General features: G+C 33.7%; 23 protein-coding genes and 1 pseudogene. 21 read left to right on the forward strand and 3 right to left on the reverse strand.

Annotation, left to right across the window (positions count from 1 at the left end):
• Positions 1-6: 6 nt before the first annotated feature.
• The 3 genes from NSS74_RS09290 to NSS74_RS09300 all read left to right on the forward strand — a co-directional run bounded on the left by NSS74_RS09290 (position 7) and on the right by NSS74_RS09300 (position 2227).
• The gene (locus NSS74_RS09290) at positions 7-276 is read left to right on the forward strand and encodes a PTS sugar transporter subunit IIB (protein ID WP_000757313.1); all 270 of its coding nucleotides are present in this window, start codon (positions 7-9) and stop codon (positions 274-276) included.
• A 24-nt stretch (positions 277-300) separates the two neighbouring features.
• On the forward strand, positions 301-1572 hold the full coding sequence (locus tag NSS74_RS09295) for a PTS ascorbate transporter subunit IIC (RefSeq protein WP_159146794.1): 1272 nt from the start codon (positions 301-303) through the stop codon (positions 1570-1572).
• A gap of 229 nt (positions 1573-1801) precedes the next feature.
• The gene (locus NSS74_RS09300; RefSeq protein WP_002065936.1) at positions 1802-2227 is read left to right on the forward strand and encodes a WapI family immunity protein; all 426 of its coding nucleotides are present in this window, start codon (positions 1802-1804) and stop codon (positions 2225-2227) included.
• Positions 2228-2269: 42 nt separating this feature from the next.
• Here the strand turns inward: NSS74_RS09300 and NSS74_RS09305 are convergent, their stop codons facing one another.
• The gene (locus NSS74_RS09305) at positions 2270-3097 is read right to left on the reverse strand and encodes a peptidoglycan-N-acetylglucosamine deacetylase (RefSeq protein ID WP_033706904.1); all 828 of its coding nucleotides are present in this window, start codon (positions 3095-3097) and stop codon (positions 2270-2272) included.
• Positions 3098-3315: 218 nt separating this feature from the next.
• Between NSS74_RS09305 and NSS74_RS09310 the strand changes: the two genes are divergently transcribed.
• The 17 genes and pseudogenes from NSS74_RS09310 to NSS74_RS09390 all read left to right on the forward strand — a co-directional run bounded on the left by NSS74_RS09310 (position 3316) and on the right by NSS74_RS09390 (position 14885).
• Positions 3316-3984 (forward strand): hypothetical protein, encoded by a 669-nt coding sequence (locus NSS74_RS09310; protein WP_159146793.1) that lies wholly within the window; start codon positions 3316-3318, stop codon positions 3982-3984.
• A 147-nt stretch (positions 3985-4131) separates the two neighbouring features.
• A complete protein-coding gene (locus NSS74_RS09315; RefSeq protein ID WP_340813448.1) occupies positions 4132-4815 on the forward strand; it encodes a DNA alkylation repair protein in 684 nt (227 codons plus the stop codon).
• Between the two features lie 14 nt (positions 4816-4829).
• Entirely contained in the window at positions 4830-5531 is a 702-nt protein-coding gene (locus NSS74_RS09320) for a nucleotidyltransferase domain-containing protein (RefSeq protein ID WP_340813449.1), read from the forward strand.
• 15 nt (positions 5532-5546) lie between these two features.
• Entirely contained in the window at positions 5547-6092 is a 546-nt protein-coding gene (locus NSS74_RS09325) for a GNAT family N-acetyltransferase (protein WP_159146790.1), read from the forward strand.
• 34 nt (positions 6093-6126) lie between these two features.
• Positions 6127-6627, forward strand: a complete 501-nt coding sequence (locus NSS74_RS09330) for a GNAT family N-acetyltransferase (RefSeq protein WP_002032747.1) — start codon at positions 6127-6129, stop codon at positions 6625-6627.
• Between the two features lie 15 nt (positions 6628-6642).
• Complete coding sequence (locus NSS74_RS09335) at positions 6643-7161, forward strand: DinB family protein (RefSeq protein ID WP_002142208.1); 519 nt, start codon at positions 6643-6645, stop codon at positions 7159-7161.
• Positions 7162-7233: 72 nt separating this feature from the next.
• On the forward strand, positions 7234-8172 hold the full coding sequence (locus NSS74_RS09340) for a DMT family transporter (RefSeq protein ID WP_002065948.1): 939 nt from the start codon (positions 7234-7236) through the stop codon (positions 8170-8172).
• A 61-nt stretch (positions 8173-8233) separates the two neighbouring features.
• Positions 8234-8635 (forward strand): GNAT family N-acetyltransferase, encoded by a 402-nt coding sequence (locus NSS74_RS09345; protein WP_002142207.1) that lies wholly within the window; start codon positions 8234-8236, stop codon positions 8633-8635.
• A gap of 248 nt (positions 8636-8883) precedes the next feature.
• Positions 8884-9684: an AAC(3) family N-acetyltransferase gene (locus NSS74_RS09350; RefSeq protein WP_157404378.1), complete on the forward strand. Its 801-nt coding sequence runs from the start codon at positions 8884-8886 to the stop codon at positions 9682-9684.
• 12 nt (positions 9685-9696) lie between these two features.
• The gene (locus tag NSS74_RS09355) at positions 9697-10386 is read left to right on the forward strand and encodes a phosphopantothenoylcysteine decarboxylase domain-containing protein (RefSeq protein WP_002142205.1); all 690 of its coding nucleotides are present in this window, start codon (positions 9697-9699) and stop codon (positions 10384-10386) included.
• Positions 10387-10569: 183 nt separating this feature from the next.
• Complete coding sequence (locus NSS74_RS09360; protein ID WP_002013416.1) at positions 10570-11043, forward strand: tetratricopeptide repeat protein; 474 nt, start codon at positions 10570-10572, stop codon at positions 11041-11043.
• A 12-nt stretch (positions 11044-11055) separates the two neighbouring features.
• On the forward strand, positions 11056-12120 hold the full coding sequence (locus tag NSS74_RS09365; RefSeq protein ID WP_002142204.1) for a hypothetical protein: 1065 nt from the start codon (positions 11056-11058) through the stop codon (positions 12118-12120).
• A 101-nt stretch (positions 12121-12221) separates the two neighbouring features.
• Positions 12222-12749 (forward strand): DUF402 domain-containing protein, encoded by a 528-nt coding sequence (locus tag NSS74_RS09370; protein ID WP_033716370.1) that lies wholly within the window; start codon positions 12222-12224, stop codon positions 12747-12749.
• A gap of 251 nt (positions 12750-13000) precedes the next feature.
• Entirely contained in the window at positions 13001-13591 is a 591-nt protein-coding gene (locus tag NSS74_RS09375; RefSeq protein ID WP_002142202.1) for a TetR/AcrR family transcriptional regulator, read from the forward strand.
• Complete coding sequence (locus tag NSS74_RS09380; RefSeq protein ID WP_002142201.1) at positions 13588-14316, forward strand: hypothetical protein; 729 nt, start codon at positions 13588-13590, stop codon at positions 14314-14316. The genes NSS74_RS09375 and NSS74_RS09380 overlap by 4 nt, the downstream gene beginning before the upstream one ends.
• 217 nt (positions 14317-14533) lie before the next feature.
• Positions 14534-14647, forward strand: a pseudogene (locus NSS74_RS09385) (alkanesulfonate monooxygenase); the annotation flags it as partial.
• A gap of 145 nt (positions 14648-14792) precedes the next feature.
• A complete protein-coding gene (locus tag NSS74_RS09390; RefSeq protein ID WP_001289318.1) occupies positions 14793-14885 on the forward strand; it encodes a putative holin-like toxin in 93 nt (30 codons plus the stop codon).
• Positions 14886-15113: 228 nt separating this feature from the next.
• On the opposite strand, the gene NSS74_RS09395 is transcribed toward NSS74_RS09390, so the two are convergent.
• The gene (locus NSS74_RS09395; protein WP_000189680.1) at positions 15114-15935 is read right to left on the reverse strand and encodes an HNH endonuclease; all 822 of its coding nucleotides are present in this window, start codon (positions 15933-15935) and stop codon (positions 15114-15116) included.
• Positions 15936-16084: 149 nt separating this feature from the next.
• Here NSS74_RS09395 and NSS74_RS09400 point away from each other — a divergent pair, with 149 nt between their 5' ends.
• Positions 16085-17170, forward strand: a complete 1086-nt coding sequence (locus tag NSS74_RS09400) for an AI-2E family transporter (protein WP_002136851.1) — start codon at positions 16085-16087, stop codon at positions 17168-17170.
• A gap of 279 nt (positions 17171-17449) precedes the next feature.
• On the opposite strand, the gene NSS74_RS09405 is transcribed toward NSS74_RS09400, so the two are convergent.
• Positions 17450-17590 (reverse strand): YrzI family small protein, encoded by a 141-nt coding sequence (locus tag NSS74_RS09405; protein ID WP_002142199.1) that lies wholly within the window; start codon positions 17588-17590, stop codon positions 17450-17452.
• Positions 17591-17602: the final 12 nt, after the last annotated feature.

The raw sequence follows: 17602 nt of genomic DNA on the forward strand, positions 1-17602 counted from the left end.
ATTGAAATGAAAAAAGTATTAGTTGTATGTGGAAATGGATTAGGAAGTAGTTTTATTATAGAAATGAATGTAAAGAAAATATTAACTGAACTTGGTATGCAAGCTGAAGTTTCTCATACGGATTTAGCATCAAGTAAATCAGAACAAGCAGATCTATATTTAGGTGCGAAAGATATCATTTGCAACCTTGAAGATGGTACTCGCACAGTTGCTGGATTAACAAACATTCTAGATTTAAATGAAATTAAAGAAGCATTACAAAAACACCTGATGTAGAAACGGTGAAAGGGGAGTAGTGCTATGTTTGATTTAATAATGAAGGATATTTTGGGACAGCCTGCAATATTAGTTGGATTGTTTGCTATGTGTGGTTTACTATTGCAAAAAAAGAATTTTGCAGATACAGTTTCAGGAACATTAAAAACAATTATGGGCTTCGTCGTTTTAGGAGGCGGAGCCACTATATTAATAGGGGCTTTAGATGTTTTTGGTAAAATATTTGATAAAGCATTTCATATTAAAGGGATTATTCCAAATAACGAAGCTGTTGTTGCGATAGCACAGCAAACTTTAGGAACAGAAACGGCATTAATTATGGTATTTGGGATGATTGCTAATTTACTAATTGCACGATTTACAAGATTTAAATATGTATTTTTAACTGGTCATCATACCTTATTCATGGCATGTTTAATTTCAGCTGTATTTTCAACTACAGGGATGAAAGGCGCTTCACTAGTTATTAGTGGGTCTATTATTTTAGGATTACTTATGGTCATTTTTCCAGCTCTACTTCAACCGTATGTTAGAAAAATTACGGGAATGGATGATATCGCAATTGGCCATTTCGGTTCAGTTGGGTATTTAGCAGCAGGATTTGTTGGTAGTAAATTTGGAAATAAGGAAAAATCTACAGAACAAATTAAAGTACCGAAGTCATTAGGGTTTTTACGTGATACATCAGTTTCTATGTCATTAACAATGGCTGTGTTATTCTTTATTGTTGCACCATTTGCTGGGAAAAACTTTATCGAAACAGAATTAAGTAACGGACAAAATTATCTCGTGTATTCATTCATGCGAGCGATTACATTCGCTGCGGGTGTATATATTATTCTAGCTGGTGTCCGTATGTTGATTGCAGAAATTGTCCCTGCATTTAAAGGGATAGCAGATAAACTTGTACCAAATGCCAAACCAGCATTAGATTGTCCAACAATCTTCCCATTCGCGCCAAATGCAGTTATTATTGGCTTTTTAACAAGTTTTATTGCTGGATTACTATCTATGTTTATTCTTCCATTTATCGGATTAAGTGTAATAGTGCCAGGATTAATCCCTCATTTCTTCACAGGGGCAACAGCTGCTGTATTTGGAAATGCAACTGGAGGAAGACGAGGAGCAATACTTGGAGCTTTTGTAAATGGATTATTAATCTCATTCCTACCAGCTATATTACTACCTATATTAGGTGGATTAGGATTTGAAAATACAACATTCGGTGATTCTGACTTTGCTGTTGTTGGTATTTTAATTAGTGAAATTGCGAAATTGCTGGGTAATATTTTCTAAAGAATAGAGCATAAAAAGACTTGAATTCTAATTATGAATTCAAGTCTTTTTATTAAATGTAAATATTATAGTGTAAGATAGTGAGGGGATTTGAATATAGGAGTTAGTTTGAAATAACATGTGTTATTATTGTATTGATTGTTTGTACACTTTTTGATTTTTCTTGAGGGCTAATATTAAAACAGAAAAGTATATTTTCAAAATAGGGTAAAATGAAAGGGGTCTATGCATGAATTTTAAAAATGAAAAAATATCATTACATTTAGAGGTTGTAAATTACCAATATAAAGATGCAAAAGACGAGTGTGATAGAAATTGGTTAAGAGTAAAAGCGAAACTATCAGAAGAAAATAAAGTTTTTGAAACGATGGATCCTTTTTTACAAACTTCCGACTTACAGTACATGATAAAATGGTTTCAAGCATTACCAAACCCCACATATAACGAACTAGCTTTCATGGAACCAAATTTAGAGTTTGAATTTATGGGAGAAAAAGAAGAGGAGTTTCATCTTGTTATTCGCTTATCGCTGGAACTTAAACCCGCATGGTGTAAGGAAGAGGAGTACGAATTTTCTATCAGTATAACTCAAGAGGATAGAGAGAATATGATTCGTTCTATTGAAGAGCAACAAAGGAAATTCCCAAAACGATAAAAAAAGACTTGATAACCTACAAGAGGGAATCAAGTCTTTTTATTACATACGATTATCATGCCAGAAGTTTAATGGGAAGTGTTCGTTCTCATTATAGGCTTCTAATTCATATCCTCTTTCTTTCAGCCCTTTAATAATTCCAGGTACTGCTTTAACTGATTGTGGATGAATATCATGCATTAGAATAACTTCTGTTGGGTTTGTAGCACCATGTAGAACGTTTTCTACGATTTTAGCAGATGCAGCGTCTACTGGCATTTTGTTGTATTTCCAGTCTAATGAATCAATTGTCCAGTCCCAAACTTTTAAACCATTTTCGACAACTTTGTTGCGAAGGGCTTCATTTAATCCTGGCATTGAGCCGTAAGCTGGACGAGTTAATACTGGTGATTTTCCTAGAACGCCAGCGATTAAGCCTTGGTCTTCTTTCATTTCATCAACGTAATGACCTTCTGTGTAAAGCTTCTTGTAGTTATGAGTCATACTGTGCATCCCAACGTAGTGGCCTTCAGTATTTTCACGTTTTACAAGATCAGGGAAAGCCTTCACGTTTGAACCAATTAGGAAGAATGTTGCTTTTGCATTTTCACTTTTTAACATATCTAAAAGCTCAGCTGTGTATTTTCCAGGACCATCATCAAATGTTAAGTAAGCAACTTTTCTAACCTGCCCGTTATAGTGTTTTGGAGCTTCTTTTGGTGCTAGGGATGTTTGGATTTCACTTACAAGTTGAACAGATTTAGTTTCATCCTCTGTACTTGCTAGAGCAGTATGTGTTGATCCATAAGCAGCTTCGTATGTAAACAATACCCCGACGCATATCAACAGAGCCCTTTTCATTAAAGTTGTCATCCGAATTCCATTGCGCATAATTTTCCTTCTCTCTATAAAAGTTCTACTCTACTATATTAGCAATTTTAGAGGGGGAAATGCAAAAAAACTTTTTTACAAGCGTAAGAAAGTTTGTAAAAAAATATGCAAGATTTCAACGTTTTGCAGGTTTAAAAAAATGAAACAAGAATTGAATGTATGGAACTGCATGTAAAATGGTTCATTCATGTTTTTTGTTTTAGAAAGGGAGGATAAGTATGAAAAAATTAGCTTGTTTACATGCTCATCATTCAAATATTGAATACATTGACCGAGCGTTGCGATCTTTTGGAATCGAAATACTCCATTTTGTAGATCCCATCTTATCACGCATATTAAAAAAAGATTGCGATTTTGAAAAAGAACAAGCACGGAGTAATTTAAAAGATATTATAAAGTATATAGCCAAAAGTGATGTAGATACACTTTTATTAACTTGTACAGATTATATTACGCTATTAGATGAGAATTTCAAAATAGACATACCTATATTGAAAATTGATGAGCCATTTTTTGAAATGATTTGTCATATTGAAGAGCCACAAACAATACTTTTTACAAATAATCGTACGGTTTCAGGAACGATGGAACGTTTAAAACAATACGCTCGGCAGAATAATAAATCCATACATATAAAAGTAGAAGTGATAGAAGGGATATTTGAGTTAATTATGCAAGGTCGTAAAGAAGAGCATGATGTTAAATTAGAAAAGTATTTATATGAAATTATGAAAGATAGAAACGAAATGCTTTCAGTCGCACAATTATCTATGGTAGACGCTACTACAAGGGTAGAAAATATAATGGGAAGGAACATAATAAATCCGTTGAATGCGCTTGTGGAGTATTGTATACAGAGTGTGAATGAACAACCGTGTGAAAAATAAGGAAGAGGATGTTTTTTATTTTAAAGAACATCAACAAAATTTCACATACCGTATTTAAAAAATAAATATAGGAAAACCAAAAAATAATGTAGAATATATCGTACATACATATGTGAAGGCAACAAAATATATAAAAGAGGTGGACCTATGTTACTTGAAGAAGTAATGCAGCAACTGGAAGAATATGGAACAGAACAAAACCGTAAAACCTTTAAAAATCATGGAGCGAAAGAGCCGTTATTTGGAGTTAGTTTTGCAAATTTAAAATTGTTAAAAAAGAAGATAAAAAAAGATCATGATTTAGCAATTTCATTATGGGAAACAAAAAATATGGATGCAATGACTTTAGCAACGATGATTTTAGATCCGAAGAAACTAACGTCAGAACAACTAAATAGATGGGTTCAGGATGTTGATTACTATTGTTTAATGGACGTTCTTATGACAGCTATATGTACGTCACCAATCGCGATAGAAAGAATGGAAGAATGGACGAAGTCTGATGAAGAATGGATTGGAAGAGCTGGTTGGTCATTATTAGCGAATATAGCGATTAAAAATAAAACGTTACATGATGAATTCTTCACTCCGTATCTCGAAGAAATTAAAGCAAATATACATAATGAAAAAAATAGAAAAAAAGAAGCGATGAATAGTGCTTTAATCGCGATAGGAATTCGTAATGAAGACTTAGAGCGAAAAGCGATTGAAATTGCACGTGAAATTGGGAAAGTACAAGTTGATCACGGGGCAACGTCATGCAAAACACCAGACGCAGAACCGTATATAAAAAAAGCGAGAGAAAGAGCTGAAAAAAAGAAAGTAAAATAAGAAGGGGTAAGATTATGAAACCAATTGAAGCGGCACAAAGCATAATTACATCACAATTTTCGAATTGTGATGTTGCTTTACTAGGGGGAAGTGTGGCTAGAGGAGAGGCTACGAAAACATCTGACCTTGATATTGTAATATTCGACCAAAGTTTGTCATCTTGTTATAGAGAATCTTTCTATAGTAATGGCTGGCCTGTTGAAGTATTCGTACATAATTTTGAAACGTATAAAACCTTTTTTAAAAGTGATTGTGAGCGCGGGAGACCTTCATTACCTCAATTAGTTTCAGAAGGGATTGTGCTAAAAGGAAAAGATGAAATTGTAGAGACACTTAAAAGAGAAGCGAATGGTTTATTAAATAAAGGACCAAAAAAATGGTCAGAAGAAACGATGAAGCAGAACCGCTATTTTATTACGGATACCTTGGATGATTTCATTGGTGCAACAAAGAGAGAAGAAGAATTGTTCATCGCCAATTTATTAGCTGATTTAGTACATGAATATGTTTTAAGGGTAAATGGTCAATGGCTTGGAAATTCAAAATGGTTTATTAGAGTGTTAAGAAGGTATGACGAGCGATATGCAGAACATTTTGTAGCGGCTTTTGATCATTTTTATAAAACAGAGAAGAAAAATGAATTAATTAGTTTTATAGAAAATACGTTAGAGCAGTATGGAGGAAGAATGTTCGAAGGATTTTCTATAGGGAAATGAAAAGGGGATAGCAAAGTGAATGTACCATTCGTTCAATTAAGAGAACTGACAATAGATGATGTAGAAGATCGATATCAATGGTCATTAGATACAGAAGTAACAAAGCATTTAGTTGTACCAGATCAATATCCACCGTTCACTCGTGAAGATACGAGAAGGTGGATTGAAGCATGCATAAGTCGAAAGAATGGTTATGAACAACGAGCTATCGTTACAAAGGAAGGTATACACATTGGATGGGTAGACCTAAAAAACTTTGATAATACAAATAAAAATGCTGAACTAGGGATTGCAATTGGAAATAAAGAATATTGGGGTAAAGGATATGGAATGGCGGCCCTATACAGTATGTTACAAATCGGTTTTTCTGAATTCAAATTAGAAAAAATTTGGCTACGAGTAGACGAAGATAATTTACAAGCTAGAAAGAGTTATGAAAAAGCAGGATTTGTTTGTGAAGGAATAATGAGAAATGATCGGTTACGTAAAGGGAAGTTCATTCATCGTTATCGCTATAGTATGTTAAGAGAAGAATACCAATCTTTAAATAGTAGCTTATAAAAATATTATGTTAACTTAAAGGGGCAGGATAAATATGATTCGATTACTTACGAAAGAAGATGCGGAAAAATATTGGGACTTACGTTTACAAGCTTTACAAGTAAATCCAGAGGCATTTGTAACAACTTATGAAGAGGCGATTCGCCAGGAAAATCCTATTAAGAGAGTGGAAAGTAATTTAACAGCTACTACTAGTTGTACATTTGGTGCATTTAATGAAGAAAATCATTTAGTTGGAGTTGTCACTTTACTAACAGAAGAGAGAGAGGCGTATAAACATAAAGGTCATATCGTTGCGATGTATGTAGATGCACAAAACAGGCGGAACGGATTGGCACGTGAGTTAATAACAAATGCCATTCAAAGAGCGCGAGATATAAAACTAGAGCAATTGACATTAGGTGTTGTATCTACAAACGAACCAGCAAAAAAATTGTATGAATCAATGGGCTTTAAAACGTATGGAATTGAAAAAAGAGCTATAAAGGTGAATGGTGTGTATAGTGATGATGAAAATATGGTGTTGTTTCTTTAAAGGAAGGATATTATCATGAAAGATCTCCATTTAGAAAAAGATATGAACCCCAACGTGGCAATTTTGTATGCAACGGTTACTGATACATTTAAACGATTGCAAAGGTTAGTCGAAGGTATTGAAAAGAACGAACTGTCCTATAAAGGGTCTGAAAATAATGAAAATAACATTGGACAGCTACTTCAGCATTTAGCAGTAGTCGATTTACACTGGGTGTACCGTTTAAAAGAAGAGGGAGTTCCGCCTGCACTTGAAAATAAATATGGACCAATGTTGAATGAAAAGGGAGAATTGCCTAGTTTAAGAAAGTACAAATTACAAGAATTAATGCAAGATTATGAAGCTGTGCAACATATGTTTTATGAGGAATGTATGAAACTAACAGAAAATGATTTAACACGAGAAGTTTTTTATGAAAAGGGAGAAAATGCGACTATAAGGTGGGGAATATGGCATATAGCCGATCATAATCGGTACCATCAAGCTCATATTAGTCGATTACGAAAGTTATATAGAAGTAGATCGCATGTATGATTAAATTTTTGAATATTAATTATATTCATTTTGTTATATAGTAGAAAAAGAAACTATATAAGGGGTTTTATAATGAAAGCTATTGCAGTAGGGATATTGGCATCGTTTTTCTTTGCCTTTACCTTTGTGTTAAACCGATCGATGGACTTAGGGGGCGGGAGTTGGATTTGGAGTGCATCACTACGGTATTACTTTATGGTTCCAATGCTACTACTTATTGTCATGTATAGAGGGAACTTAAAACAACTCTTGCAATATATGAAAAACAATCCGAAAGAGTGGTTGTTATGGAGTATTGTAGGGTTTGGTCTCTTTTATGCACCGCTTAGTTTCGCGGGTGCGTTTGGACCGGGGTGGCTTGTCGCTTCGACTTGGCAAATTACAATAGTTGCAGGGATTTTGTTAACACCATTTTTTGCGGTAGACCCATTACATAAAAAACTTCCAATGAAAGAATTAGTAATGTCAGGCATTATTTTATTCGGTGTTGTTCTTATGCAAGTAGAACACGCTTCTTCTTTAGGGATTCGTGAAACCATTTTATGTGTGGTTCCTGTACTCATTGCTGCGTTTGCATATCCACTTGGAAATAGAAAAATGATGCAAGTATGTAAGGGCGAATTAGATGTCTTCCAACGAGTTCTCGGTATGACATTAGCAAGTTTACCATTTTGGTTTTTACTATCTGGTTATGAAGTATCAACAGGCGGACTACCGTCAAGTAGTCAAGTTTTCCAATGTTTTATTGTAGCAGTTAGTTCAGGGTTAATCGCAACGGTATTATTCTTCTTTGCGACAGATCTTGTAAAAGATGATCCGCAAAAATTAGCAACAGTCGAGGCGACACAGTCTGGTGAAGTTTTATTTGCATTAGTAGGAGAACTGATCTGGTTATCGGCTCCAATTCCGTCTTCTTTATCGTGGGTTGGAATGAGTCTTGTAATTGTCGGAATGATACTTCATAGTTATGTAGCTGTAGTTGTGAAAAAAGAAGAGAAAATAACGGCGTAATGAGATTAGCTCTTTTTCAATAAAGAGCTAATCTTTTTTCATGAGAAAGGATGGAAATAGGATGTTACAACGTGTTGAGTATTTAGAAATAGATCCCATTAAAAAAGTATTAAAGCATGCGACCGGTCCGAGTGAAGCAAGCTTATTTAAAGCAGTTTCAATGTATAAAAATGATCAGGCAGTGCTATATAAATATGGGAATAAGGGTTGCATAGGTATAGCGCTAATTCATACAAATAGAGCGAGAATGTGTCACATAGCTGTTGATGAAAAATATCGTAATCAAGGAATTGCACTTCAAATGATTAAAGAACTAATTAGGGAATATGAGTTAACATATATTGAGGCGGAGACAGATACAGAGGCAGTTGGATTTTACAAAAAATGTAACTTTAAGATTGAAAGCTTGGGAGAGAAATATCTGGGGGTAGAGAGGTTTTATTGTTATTTAGAGAATGAATAAAATAAATAGCTCATCATTTGTGATGGGCTATTTCATATTAGTATAAATTAAGATTGCTAGATTGAAAGTTTTTGATTGTGTTCACCTTTCTATATTTATTTTAAATTAATATACAATAATTTAACTGTTTCCGATATGATAAAAACGACAGAGGTATAGTAATCGAAATGATTAAGTTAAAAATTAAGAAAAGTATGATAATATATGTATGTATTAGTTTAAAGCAAAATGGGGGAACAATCGTGAAAATGAATGACATAGTGGCGAATACACAATTTCCAAATACAATCGAAACAATTACAAATGATTTAAAAGCATTAGGGATAGAAAAGGGAATGACAGTTATTGTACATTCTTCATTAAGTTCAATCGGTTGGATATCAGGCGGTGCAGTTGCCGTAGTAGAAGCGTTAATGAAAGTTGTTACAGAAGAAGGAACGATAATTATGCCGACGCAATCTTCGGATTTATCCGATCCAAAACATTGGTCAAGACCACCTGTACCAGAAGAATGGTGGCAAATTATTCGGGATAACGTCCCAGCATTTGATCCACGTATAACACCAACAAGGGCAATGGGAGAAGTAGTTGAATGTTTTCGTACATATCCGAATGTATTGCGCAGTAATCATCCACTCAGTAGTTTTGCAGCATGGGGGCAACACGCAGAAGAAATTACAGCGAATCATTCACTTTCCATAAGTTTTGGTGAAGAATCGCCATTACGAAAAATATACGATTTTGATGGATACATATTATTACTTGGTGTTGGTTATGACTCTAATACGTCTATACATTTATCTGAGGTACGTACAGGTGCACGCGAGTTAATAAAGGTAGGAGCACCTATTATAGAAGAAGGTGTAAGAGTATGGAAAGAATTCGTTGAAATGGATTACGATTCTGATACGTTTGTAGAAATCGGAGTTGAATATGAGCTTAAAGGAACAGTTACGCGTGGGAAGATAGGGAATGCGACGTGCCGTTTTATGAGGCAGCGTGATGCAGTTGACTTTGGAACAGAGTGGTTTCGTGCGAAAAATCAGTAAGGGATGGTTATTATGCAGGAGAAAAAAGTATTAATTACGAGCGGCGGCTGCCTAGAAAAATGGGATCAAGTACGTGGACATACAAATTTAGCAAAAGGTACGATTGGAAGAATTATTGCGGAAGAGCTAATGACAAAGGGCGCACATGTAATATATTTGCATGGCTATTTCGCTGAGAAGCCAATGGATGTAAATAACCAATTAGAATTGCACCCATTTGAGGGGATTATTGATTTACAAGATAAGATGAAAAGTATTATTACACATGAAAAAGTAGATGCAGTTATTATGGCTGCTGCTGGCTCAGATTGGGTTGTCGAAAAGATTTGTGATCAAGATGGAAATATTCTTAATATGAACGGAAAGATTTCAAGTGACATCGCTCCAATTATTCATTTTCAAAAAGCGCCAAAAGTATTAAAACAAGTAAAGAGTTGGGATCCAGAAACGATACTCGTTGGCTTTAAACTTGAAAGTGACGTAAATGAAGCAGAACTTATTGAAAGAGCAAGTAAAAGAATGGAAGATGCAAAAGCAAGTGTAATGGTAGCAAACTCACCGCATTCTTTATATTCTCGCGGTGCTGTGCATCACGTTATTGGACAAGACGGTAATGTGAAGTTATGTAATGGGAAAGATGAAACTGCAAAAGAAATTGTCAATATGTTAGAGCATTTATGTAATCGTATCACTGCGATGTAAATTTAAGCTTTTAGAAAGAGATGCAGTCGCATAGTATGTAATGGAGTTAATATTAAATTAGTGGGGGAACTTAGCCCTCACTAATTATTAAATTGAGTCAATGGAATAAATAGGCCATTAGCTGCTCGTAAATGTGTAATACATGATATATGCATAATGAACATTTTGTGAGGAGTGGATTGTATGGAACATTTATTAAAGCAAGCTATTAAACTTAGAAATGAAAAGAAATATGCGCAGTCTAGAGAGATACTTATAGGATTAACAAACTTTACGAGGGATGCAGAAGTACTATATCAATGCGCTTGGATACATGATGTAATGGGTCTTGAAACGGAGGCGGTTCCGTATTATGAACAGGCAATTGCGAACGGACTTGATGGTGAATCCCTTTGCGGTGCGTATATCGGTCTTGGCAGTACGTATCGTTGTATAGGGGAATATGATAAAGCGATTACTTTATTAGAAGCAGGGATAAAGAAGTTCCCGGAAAATGACGTGATGAAAGTGTTTTTATCATTAGCAAAATATAACGTAAACGAACATGAAGAAGCGATGAAATTACTGTTAGAGACAGTTGTGAAAGTAGATGAGATAAAAGAATTTGAACGTGCTATTTCATTTTATAAAGACCATTTAAATGAGGTTTTTGAATAGAGGAGAGAAGGAATGAATCCATCAATTTCACGAAGGAAAAAGGGCATTTGGATTGGACTCGTATCTTTAATTATGTTATCAAACTATTTATTGTATGCCCTGCCAATAGTGCCAGCTGCCCCGAAAGAAGTAGTCCTCGGTTCATTATTAGATTTTATGTTTGTAATTCCAGTCATCACATATTTCTTTATTATACGGAAAAGGTATTCGTTAACGTATATGTTTCCTGTAGTTATAGCAGGATACGTGTTCGCAAGATTTATAATTCCTAGTGATTATTTACAAGCTTTTTCATTTGTTTCGTATGTAATAGTTGCTGGAGAAATTGTGTTCGTATGTTTTGAACTGTTTCTTATATATAAAATTATAAGAGTACTTCCTAAAATAATAAAACGATATAAAGAATATAGAAGTGAGTATTCTTCATTTTCTTATGCGATTGATGCAGCGTTTGATGCTACTATGAAAAGAAGTAAGGCTGTAAGTATCATTCTTACTGAGTGTAAATTAATCTATTATGCATTTTTATCGTGGCGTGAAAAAGTACCAGATGGTGAATGCACATATTCCTATCACAAAAAGACCGGCGCTATAGGTGTTTATATTATGATTATTCACGCAACAGTAATTGAAAGTATTGGTTTTCACTATTTACTTCATCAATGGAATCCAGTAATAGCTTGGATTTTACTCATACTAAACGTATATGCGATGATTTATTTTTTAGCTGAAATACAAGCGATGCGTAAAAATCCAATTGTCGTAACAGAAGAACAAGTTATCATTCAAATTGGATTAGGAAAGAAAGTTGTATTGCCATTTACACAAATTGATAATATTGCATTCTACAAGGGGGAATCCCTAACAGCAAAAGAAGAAAAAGAGGTGCTGGATGCAACTGTTATGGAGTTCATAAAAGAACCTGCTACTTTTGAAATAACGCTAAAAGAGCCAGTGAAAGTGCAGTTGTTGTATGGATTTACTAAAACAGTAAGTCGTGTTCACTTAAATGTTGATGAGAAACGAAAATTTTATGATGCGGTTACTGAAAGGTTAAAACATATGAATGGTGGATAGTGAAAAACTCCTTCTAAATAAGAAGGAGTTTTATTGTGTAATTGTAGACCGTACACTTCTTTATCGCTATATAAACGGATATAATTAAGACTAGAAATAGCATAAGGGGAAACAAAAAAAAGAATAAATTACGAACACCTAAAAGTGAAATTATAGAAAGAAAAATCCGATATGACTCGACAATAGTAGATCACAATTGCTTAATACTTGAAAAGAAATCGCAAAGTATCGTGTTATTTTATGAGGTTCAGTATTCATTTACGATGAATACAAATGATTCGAGTTTAACAATCCCAAAAGGAAGTTACACCATTGCATACTACTGGGAAAATCGTCCGTACAATTTATACATATGGAGAGATAAGAACGGAATGTATTTAGGCGCTTATTTTAATGTTGTAAAAAATACGCAAATAACAGACGAACTAGTGTCATTTGAAGACTTAATTATTGATATTATGGTAATGCCAAGTGGAGAATGTTTTATTTTAGATGAGGATGAGTTACCTGAGCCCTTAGAGAGTTTTGAAGGTGGCTATGTGGATGAAGCTCTTTATGTATTAAAGGAAATAATTCAAAAGTCGCTTCCTCAAATGATTGTAGAGACAGAAATGGTGCGGCTAAAATAAAGTTTAATCGATTTGAAAAGAGAATACGTGTTTAATGAAAATGAGTAGTCTCAAGTTATATGATCTAACTTTTTTGATAAATCTAAGGTTAGAAGCATATTTCTTGGGATTACTCTTTTTTTGTAGGGATTTTGTTGCTTAGTTTCTAAATTGATTTTTAAATTTATCAAATAAGATTGACTGAATCAAGTTCAGTCGTTTATGATTGAATCAGATTCAGTCGTGGTAAAAAACATAGTAGGAGATGACGTATGAAAAGAATATCAAAAGAACCCGATATAAGACGCCAAGAGTTAATGGATATTGGTTTTGAACTATATATGAAAAATGGTATGGGAGGATTTAGCATAAAAGATGTTGTTAGTCAGGCTGGTGTAGCAACAGGGTTGTTTTACTATTACTTTAAATCTAAAGAAGATTTTGTTGATGAGACTTTAAATAGCTTCATTGTGAAAAATATGGAGTTAATTGAAGAAATACTTATTTCAAATGAACGGTCTGTAATGCAGAAGATGAAAGATTCTCTAGATATATTTTGGACATTTATTGAAAAATTAGCACCCTATAAAAATGTGAGTTCGTTTCAGACGGAACAACATTTTCAACTGGAACAGAAATTATTCACACGAATTCAACCATTAATTCGACAAGTAATTGAAGAAGGAGTGAAAACGGGGATTTTTTATACTGACAACTCCTCATTAGCTTCTGGATTTATTTTATACGGTCTTAGCAGTATTGCTCATTCAGAAGTAAAGTTGAATCTAGATACGAAGCAAGAAATGGTTAATTTAGTATTAACTACACTACGATACGATCAAAAAGAAGGTGAATGTATATGAAGATTATTATCGATGGAAACAATATTTCGCAAGAGCAACTTACAAAATGGAAAAGAGAACGTATTAAAAAAGCATTAAATACATTAGGACATAAAGGGCCTGAAATAAATGATACAGACGTCATGATAAAAAAGCTAACGGAAGTAAAGTTGAAATATTCATATAATGAAATGTATGATAAACTGAAATCAAAACTTAGATTAAGTGGAATAGGTATGCGTATCTGTACTGTTTTATCTGGTGATAGACGAAAGTTTTCAAAAACAAGCATCTATTTAGATGGGATTACAGCAGAAGAAGCTATAAATGGAATTGATAGTTTTATGCTTGAACAATCAAGTGAAAATAATCAAGTGAATTTATCGGCTTGTCCTGATCACTATGTACTAAGCCCCTTTGGGGAAAATGAATTAGAGGTTATCGAAACTACAGGTAATTCTCCGTTCCCAGTTCAATTTTTCATTGTTTTTGGTGACGAAACGGGATTGAAAACACCTAGAGATAAGTCTTACCAATACCAATCAACAGGTGTTGCACGTATGAAAGATGGTACTATTATTGGTGGAGTTCGGCATCAATTTAAAGATATTGATACTGGGATAGAAGTAAGTCTAGTTGTTGAGTTCTCAGCACTTTGTCCTAATAGTCTTATTAAATCACATCAAATGCATTTAGCATGTGAGTTTTCTTATTGGTTACAGCGGATTAAGGACCATAAAAAATAGTAAGTGAAAAATACCTTTCAAATAAAGAGATATACAATTTTTATGAATATAAATCGAACTGTATTTCAAACAAACAGTAACGATGTTCAAACGAATCATATGTGTCTTTAAATAAAGACTAGTTAACTTATAGGAAATGTTTTTATAATATGTAGTTAATTCTATAACGTATCGCTGATTGGAAAAACCGAATCCATTCATTTATATGAATCAGTTCAAGGAGGGGGAAGAAGTGGCAGAACTGTTATTCCCTTTATTAAAAGACGAGAAGCAACAAGAAAATAAAATCGTTGGTGAAATGATTGCTGATGCATATGCACTAAAAAAATAATGAAAAATAAAAAAAACTCGCAGCTTACTAGCTTGCGGGTTTTCATCGTAAACTATTAGAAAATATGATAAAATTAAGAGGTAACTTATGGTACGGTTGGTTGTTCAATTATCACTTCTCCAAAGTAGGAGGGGGGTGATAATAAGTGAGTGAAATTGCGTTGTTATTGCAAGGTGGACTGTTTCTCATTGCATTGTTAACGTTTATTGTCGTCTTAATTGACAAGCTCAAAAAATAACAACCCACCTATGCCTATAGAAAGTGGGTTGTTGTGTTTGTACGAAACAAATAGGATAAATGAACAATCCAATCTGCTAAGTTACGTGGACTAGTGTGTAGCCGCACACTAGTCTTTTTTATTTATATACAGGTTTTAATTGTTTTATGTGATTGTATTGTTCTTTTCACACTCATTATAACACAGTGTCTTTTCATGAAGAAAGGAGACCGTATGTTCCTATATGGATTAAATAGAACGTGTAGTTTCTTTAAATAGCCCATCCATATACTGTTTTAAACTTTCCACAAAAAATCCTTTTTTGTCTACATTATTTACGCCGACAATTGGTGATGGAAGATTGTATCTTTTTTCTGATAAATGAACAACAACATCAAAAATATCAAATAGGCGAATGAAGCAGAATAGACCGTCTTTATCACTAAGTAAAATAAAGTAATGGTTTTCGCTCGTTGTATTTAATGTATTCCATAAAGAGCTTTTGCTTAAGTCACGAACGATACTCTTTTCCTTTAATTCCATGAAATCGGCATTTAATAGAATGGTAGAAATATCAATCGCATCTGGATCGTCAAAGTAGCCATCAATTGTTTGTACAGCAAAAGTATAAGCCATTTTTAATACACTCATTTTATATTTACGGTTATCTAAAAGCAATTCACGTTGAATAGAACTAGCTACTTTTGTTACGCGCTCTTCTTTCCAAATTTCATTATGTAATGAAATATCGTGCTTTTTACATAGTTTCATAATTAATGCATTGGAATAAAGTATCTCATCACTTACTTCGACTACATCTGTCTCAGCGGCTGCTAGCTCCTCACCATGTTCATTCGTATAGAGAGGGGAGTCGATTTGTTTTTTCATTTGCTCAATCTTATATTGACTTAATTTATGTCTAATTAAAGGACGGTCAATATTTGTTGTCATATGTTCATGACATGAATCACAAATTGAATTTATGAAATAATATCCACATAATATCTCTGGAATGACATATTGTTCACTAAGTTCTTTCGTATCTTTTCTGCAAATGATGCATTGTGTCATATTTATCACCTTTACCTGCAAATTTGTCTGTAATCTCATTGTAGTGTATTTAATGGGATTTTGGAATATTGTAAAGGAAAATATTATGTGAAATCTAAGTTTAATTTGGTACAATGAAGAGAAGTGCTAGTTTAAAGGAGGACGTTTTTTTGAAATCGAAAGTGCACTTTTGGACATTAGAAGTGCTGATGGTTGTAGGAATTATATTTATTTGCACAAAAATATCGTTTCTATTTCAACCGATTGGTATCTTCATATCAACATTATTTTTCCCAATTTTAATCGCGCTATTTTTATACTTCATATTTAACCCTGTGTTAGTCTTTTTGGAGAATAAAAAAGTACCTAGAGGTTTAGCGATCTTACTACTGTACCTTTTTATCATTACATTAACTGGAGTTGCTATTGGAGTAGTCGTTCCAACCATCTCACAACAGTTAATGGATTTAGTAAAAAATATGCCGACTTACATAAAAGAGGGAAAAGTATACATACAAGATCTATCCCATCATAGATTATTTGAATGGCTATCTACACAAAACTACGTTTCCATTGAGACAATTGAGAAAAATGCAATTGAATACTTAAAGGAAATACCAAACACACTTACGTCGAGTGCAACGGCTTTATTTGGTATTATCACGAACGTGGCGTTAGTTATCTTTACAGTACCGTTCATTTTATTTTATATGTTTAAAGATGGACATGCATTTCCAGGAAAAGCTGTTAGTGTATTACCAGAGTCTTACCGTGAAGAAGGACTTCGTATCATAAAGGAAACGAACGAAACATTATCTGCATATATTCAAGGTCAAGCACTCGTTTGTATGTTTATTGGTGCCTTTACATTTACTGGTTATTTAATCATCGGTTTACCGTATGCTTTCGTTTTAGGAATTATCGCAGCATTTACAAATATAATTCCGAACTTAGGTCCATTTATCGGAGCAGCACCAGCTGTCATTATAGGTCTGTTCGTATCTCCGATGCAAGCTCTGTACGTAATTATTATAGTAACAATCGTACAACAGTTTGAAAGTAACATCATTTCACCGCGTATTATGAGTTCAAAATTAAATATCCATCCGTTGACAATTATCATCCTTATTTTAGGGGTAGGTAATTTCGCGGGAATTATCGGAATGATTTTAGCAGTACCAGCTTATGCGGTAACAAAAACAGTTGTTTCGAACTTAGTGAGATTGTTTAAGACGAAACGAAGTAAACGGAAATAGAATATGTTGAGAAAGATACACCGCTTAATAAGTGGTGTATCTTTTATTTTTTTGAGTGTATGAAATACTTATTATTATATATTTTTTACACATCAAATCAGTCGGTAAATTTTTGTTAAATAAACTTTATCCGGTATTTGCGGGCAGTAAAACCCCCACTGATTAAAGTTTCACTTTATAAACTATGTGGAATCCCTCTGAACTATCCAAATCATTTCTTTACACCGCGTCATTAACATCATAATCGACTCCTTTCATTTCTAATATAAGTTCAAGCAATTATAGGTGAGTGTAGTACTTGCTTCTACGATCACGAATTTCATCTATAATCTTTTTATACTGTTTCTCTTGTTTTGCTTCATTTGCAGATATAGTTTCTTTTTGAATCGTAATGGTTAAAAAGAAAAGGTGAAACTTCATACATGAATTCCT

Origin of the sequence: Bacillus sp. FSL E2-8868 (assembly GCF_038005505.1) — a bacterium.
Lineage (GTDB): Bacteria > Bacillota > Bacilli > Bacillales > Bacillaceae_G > Bacillus_A > Bacillus_A mycoides.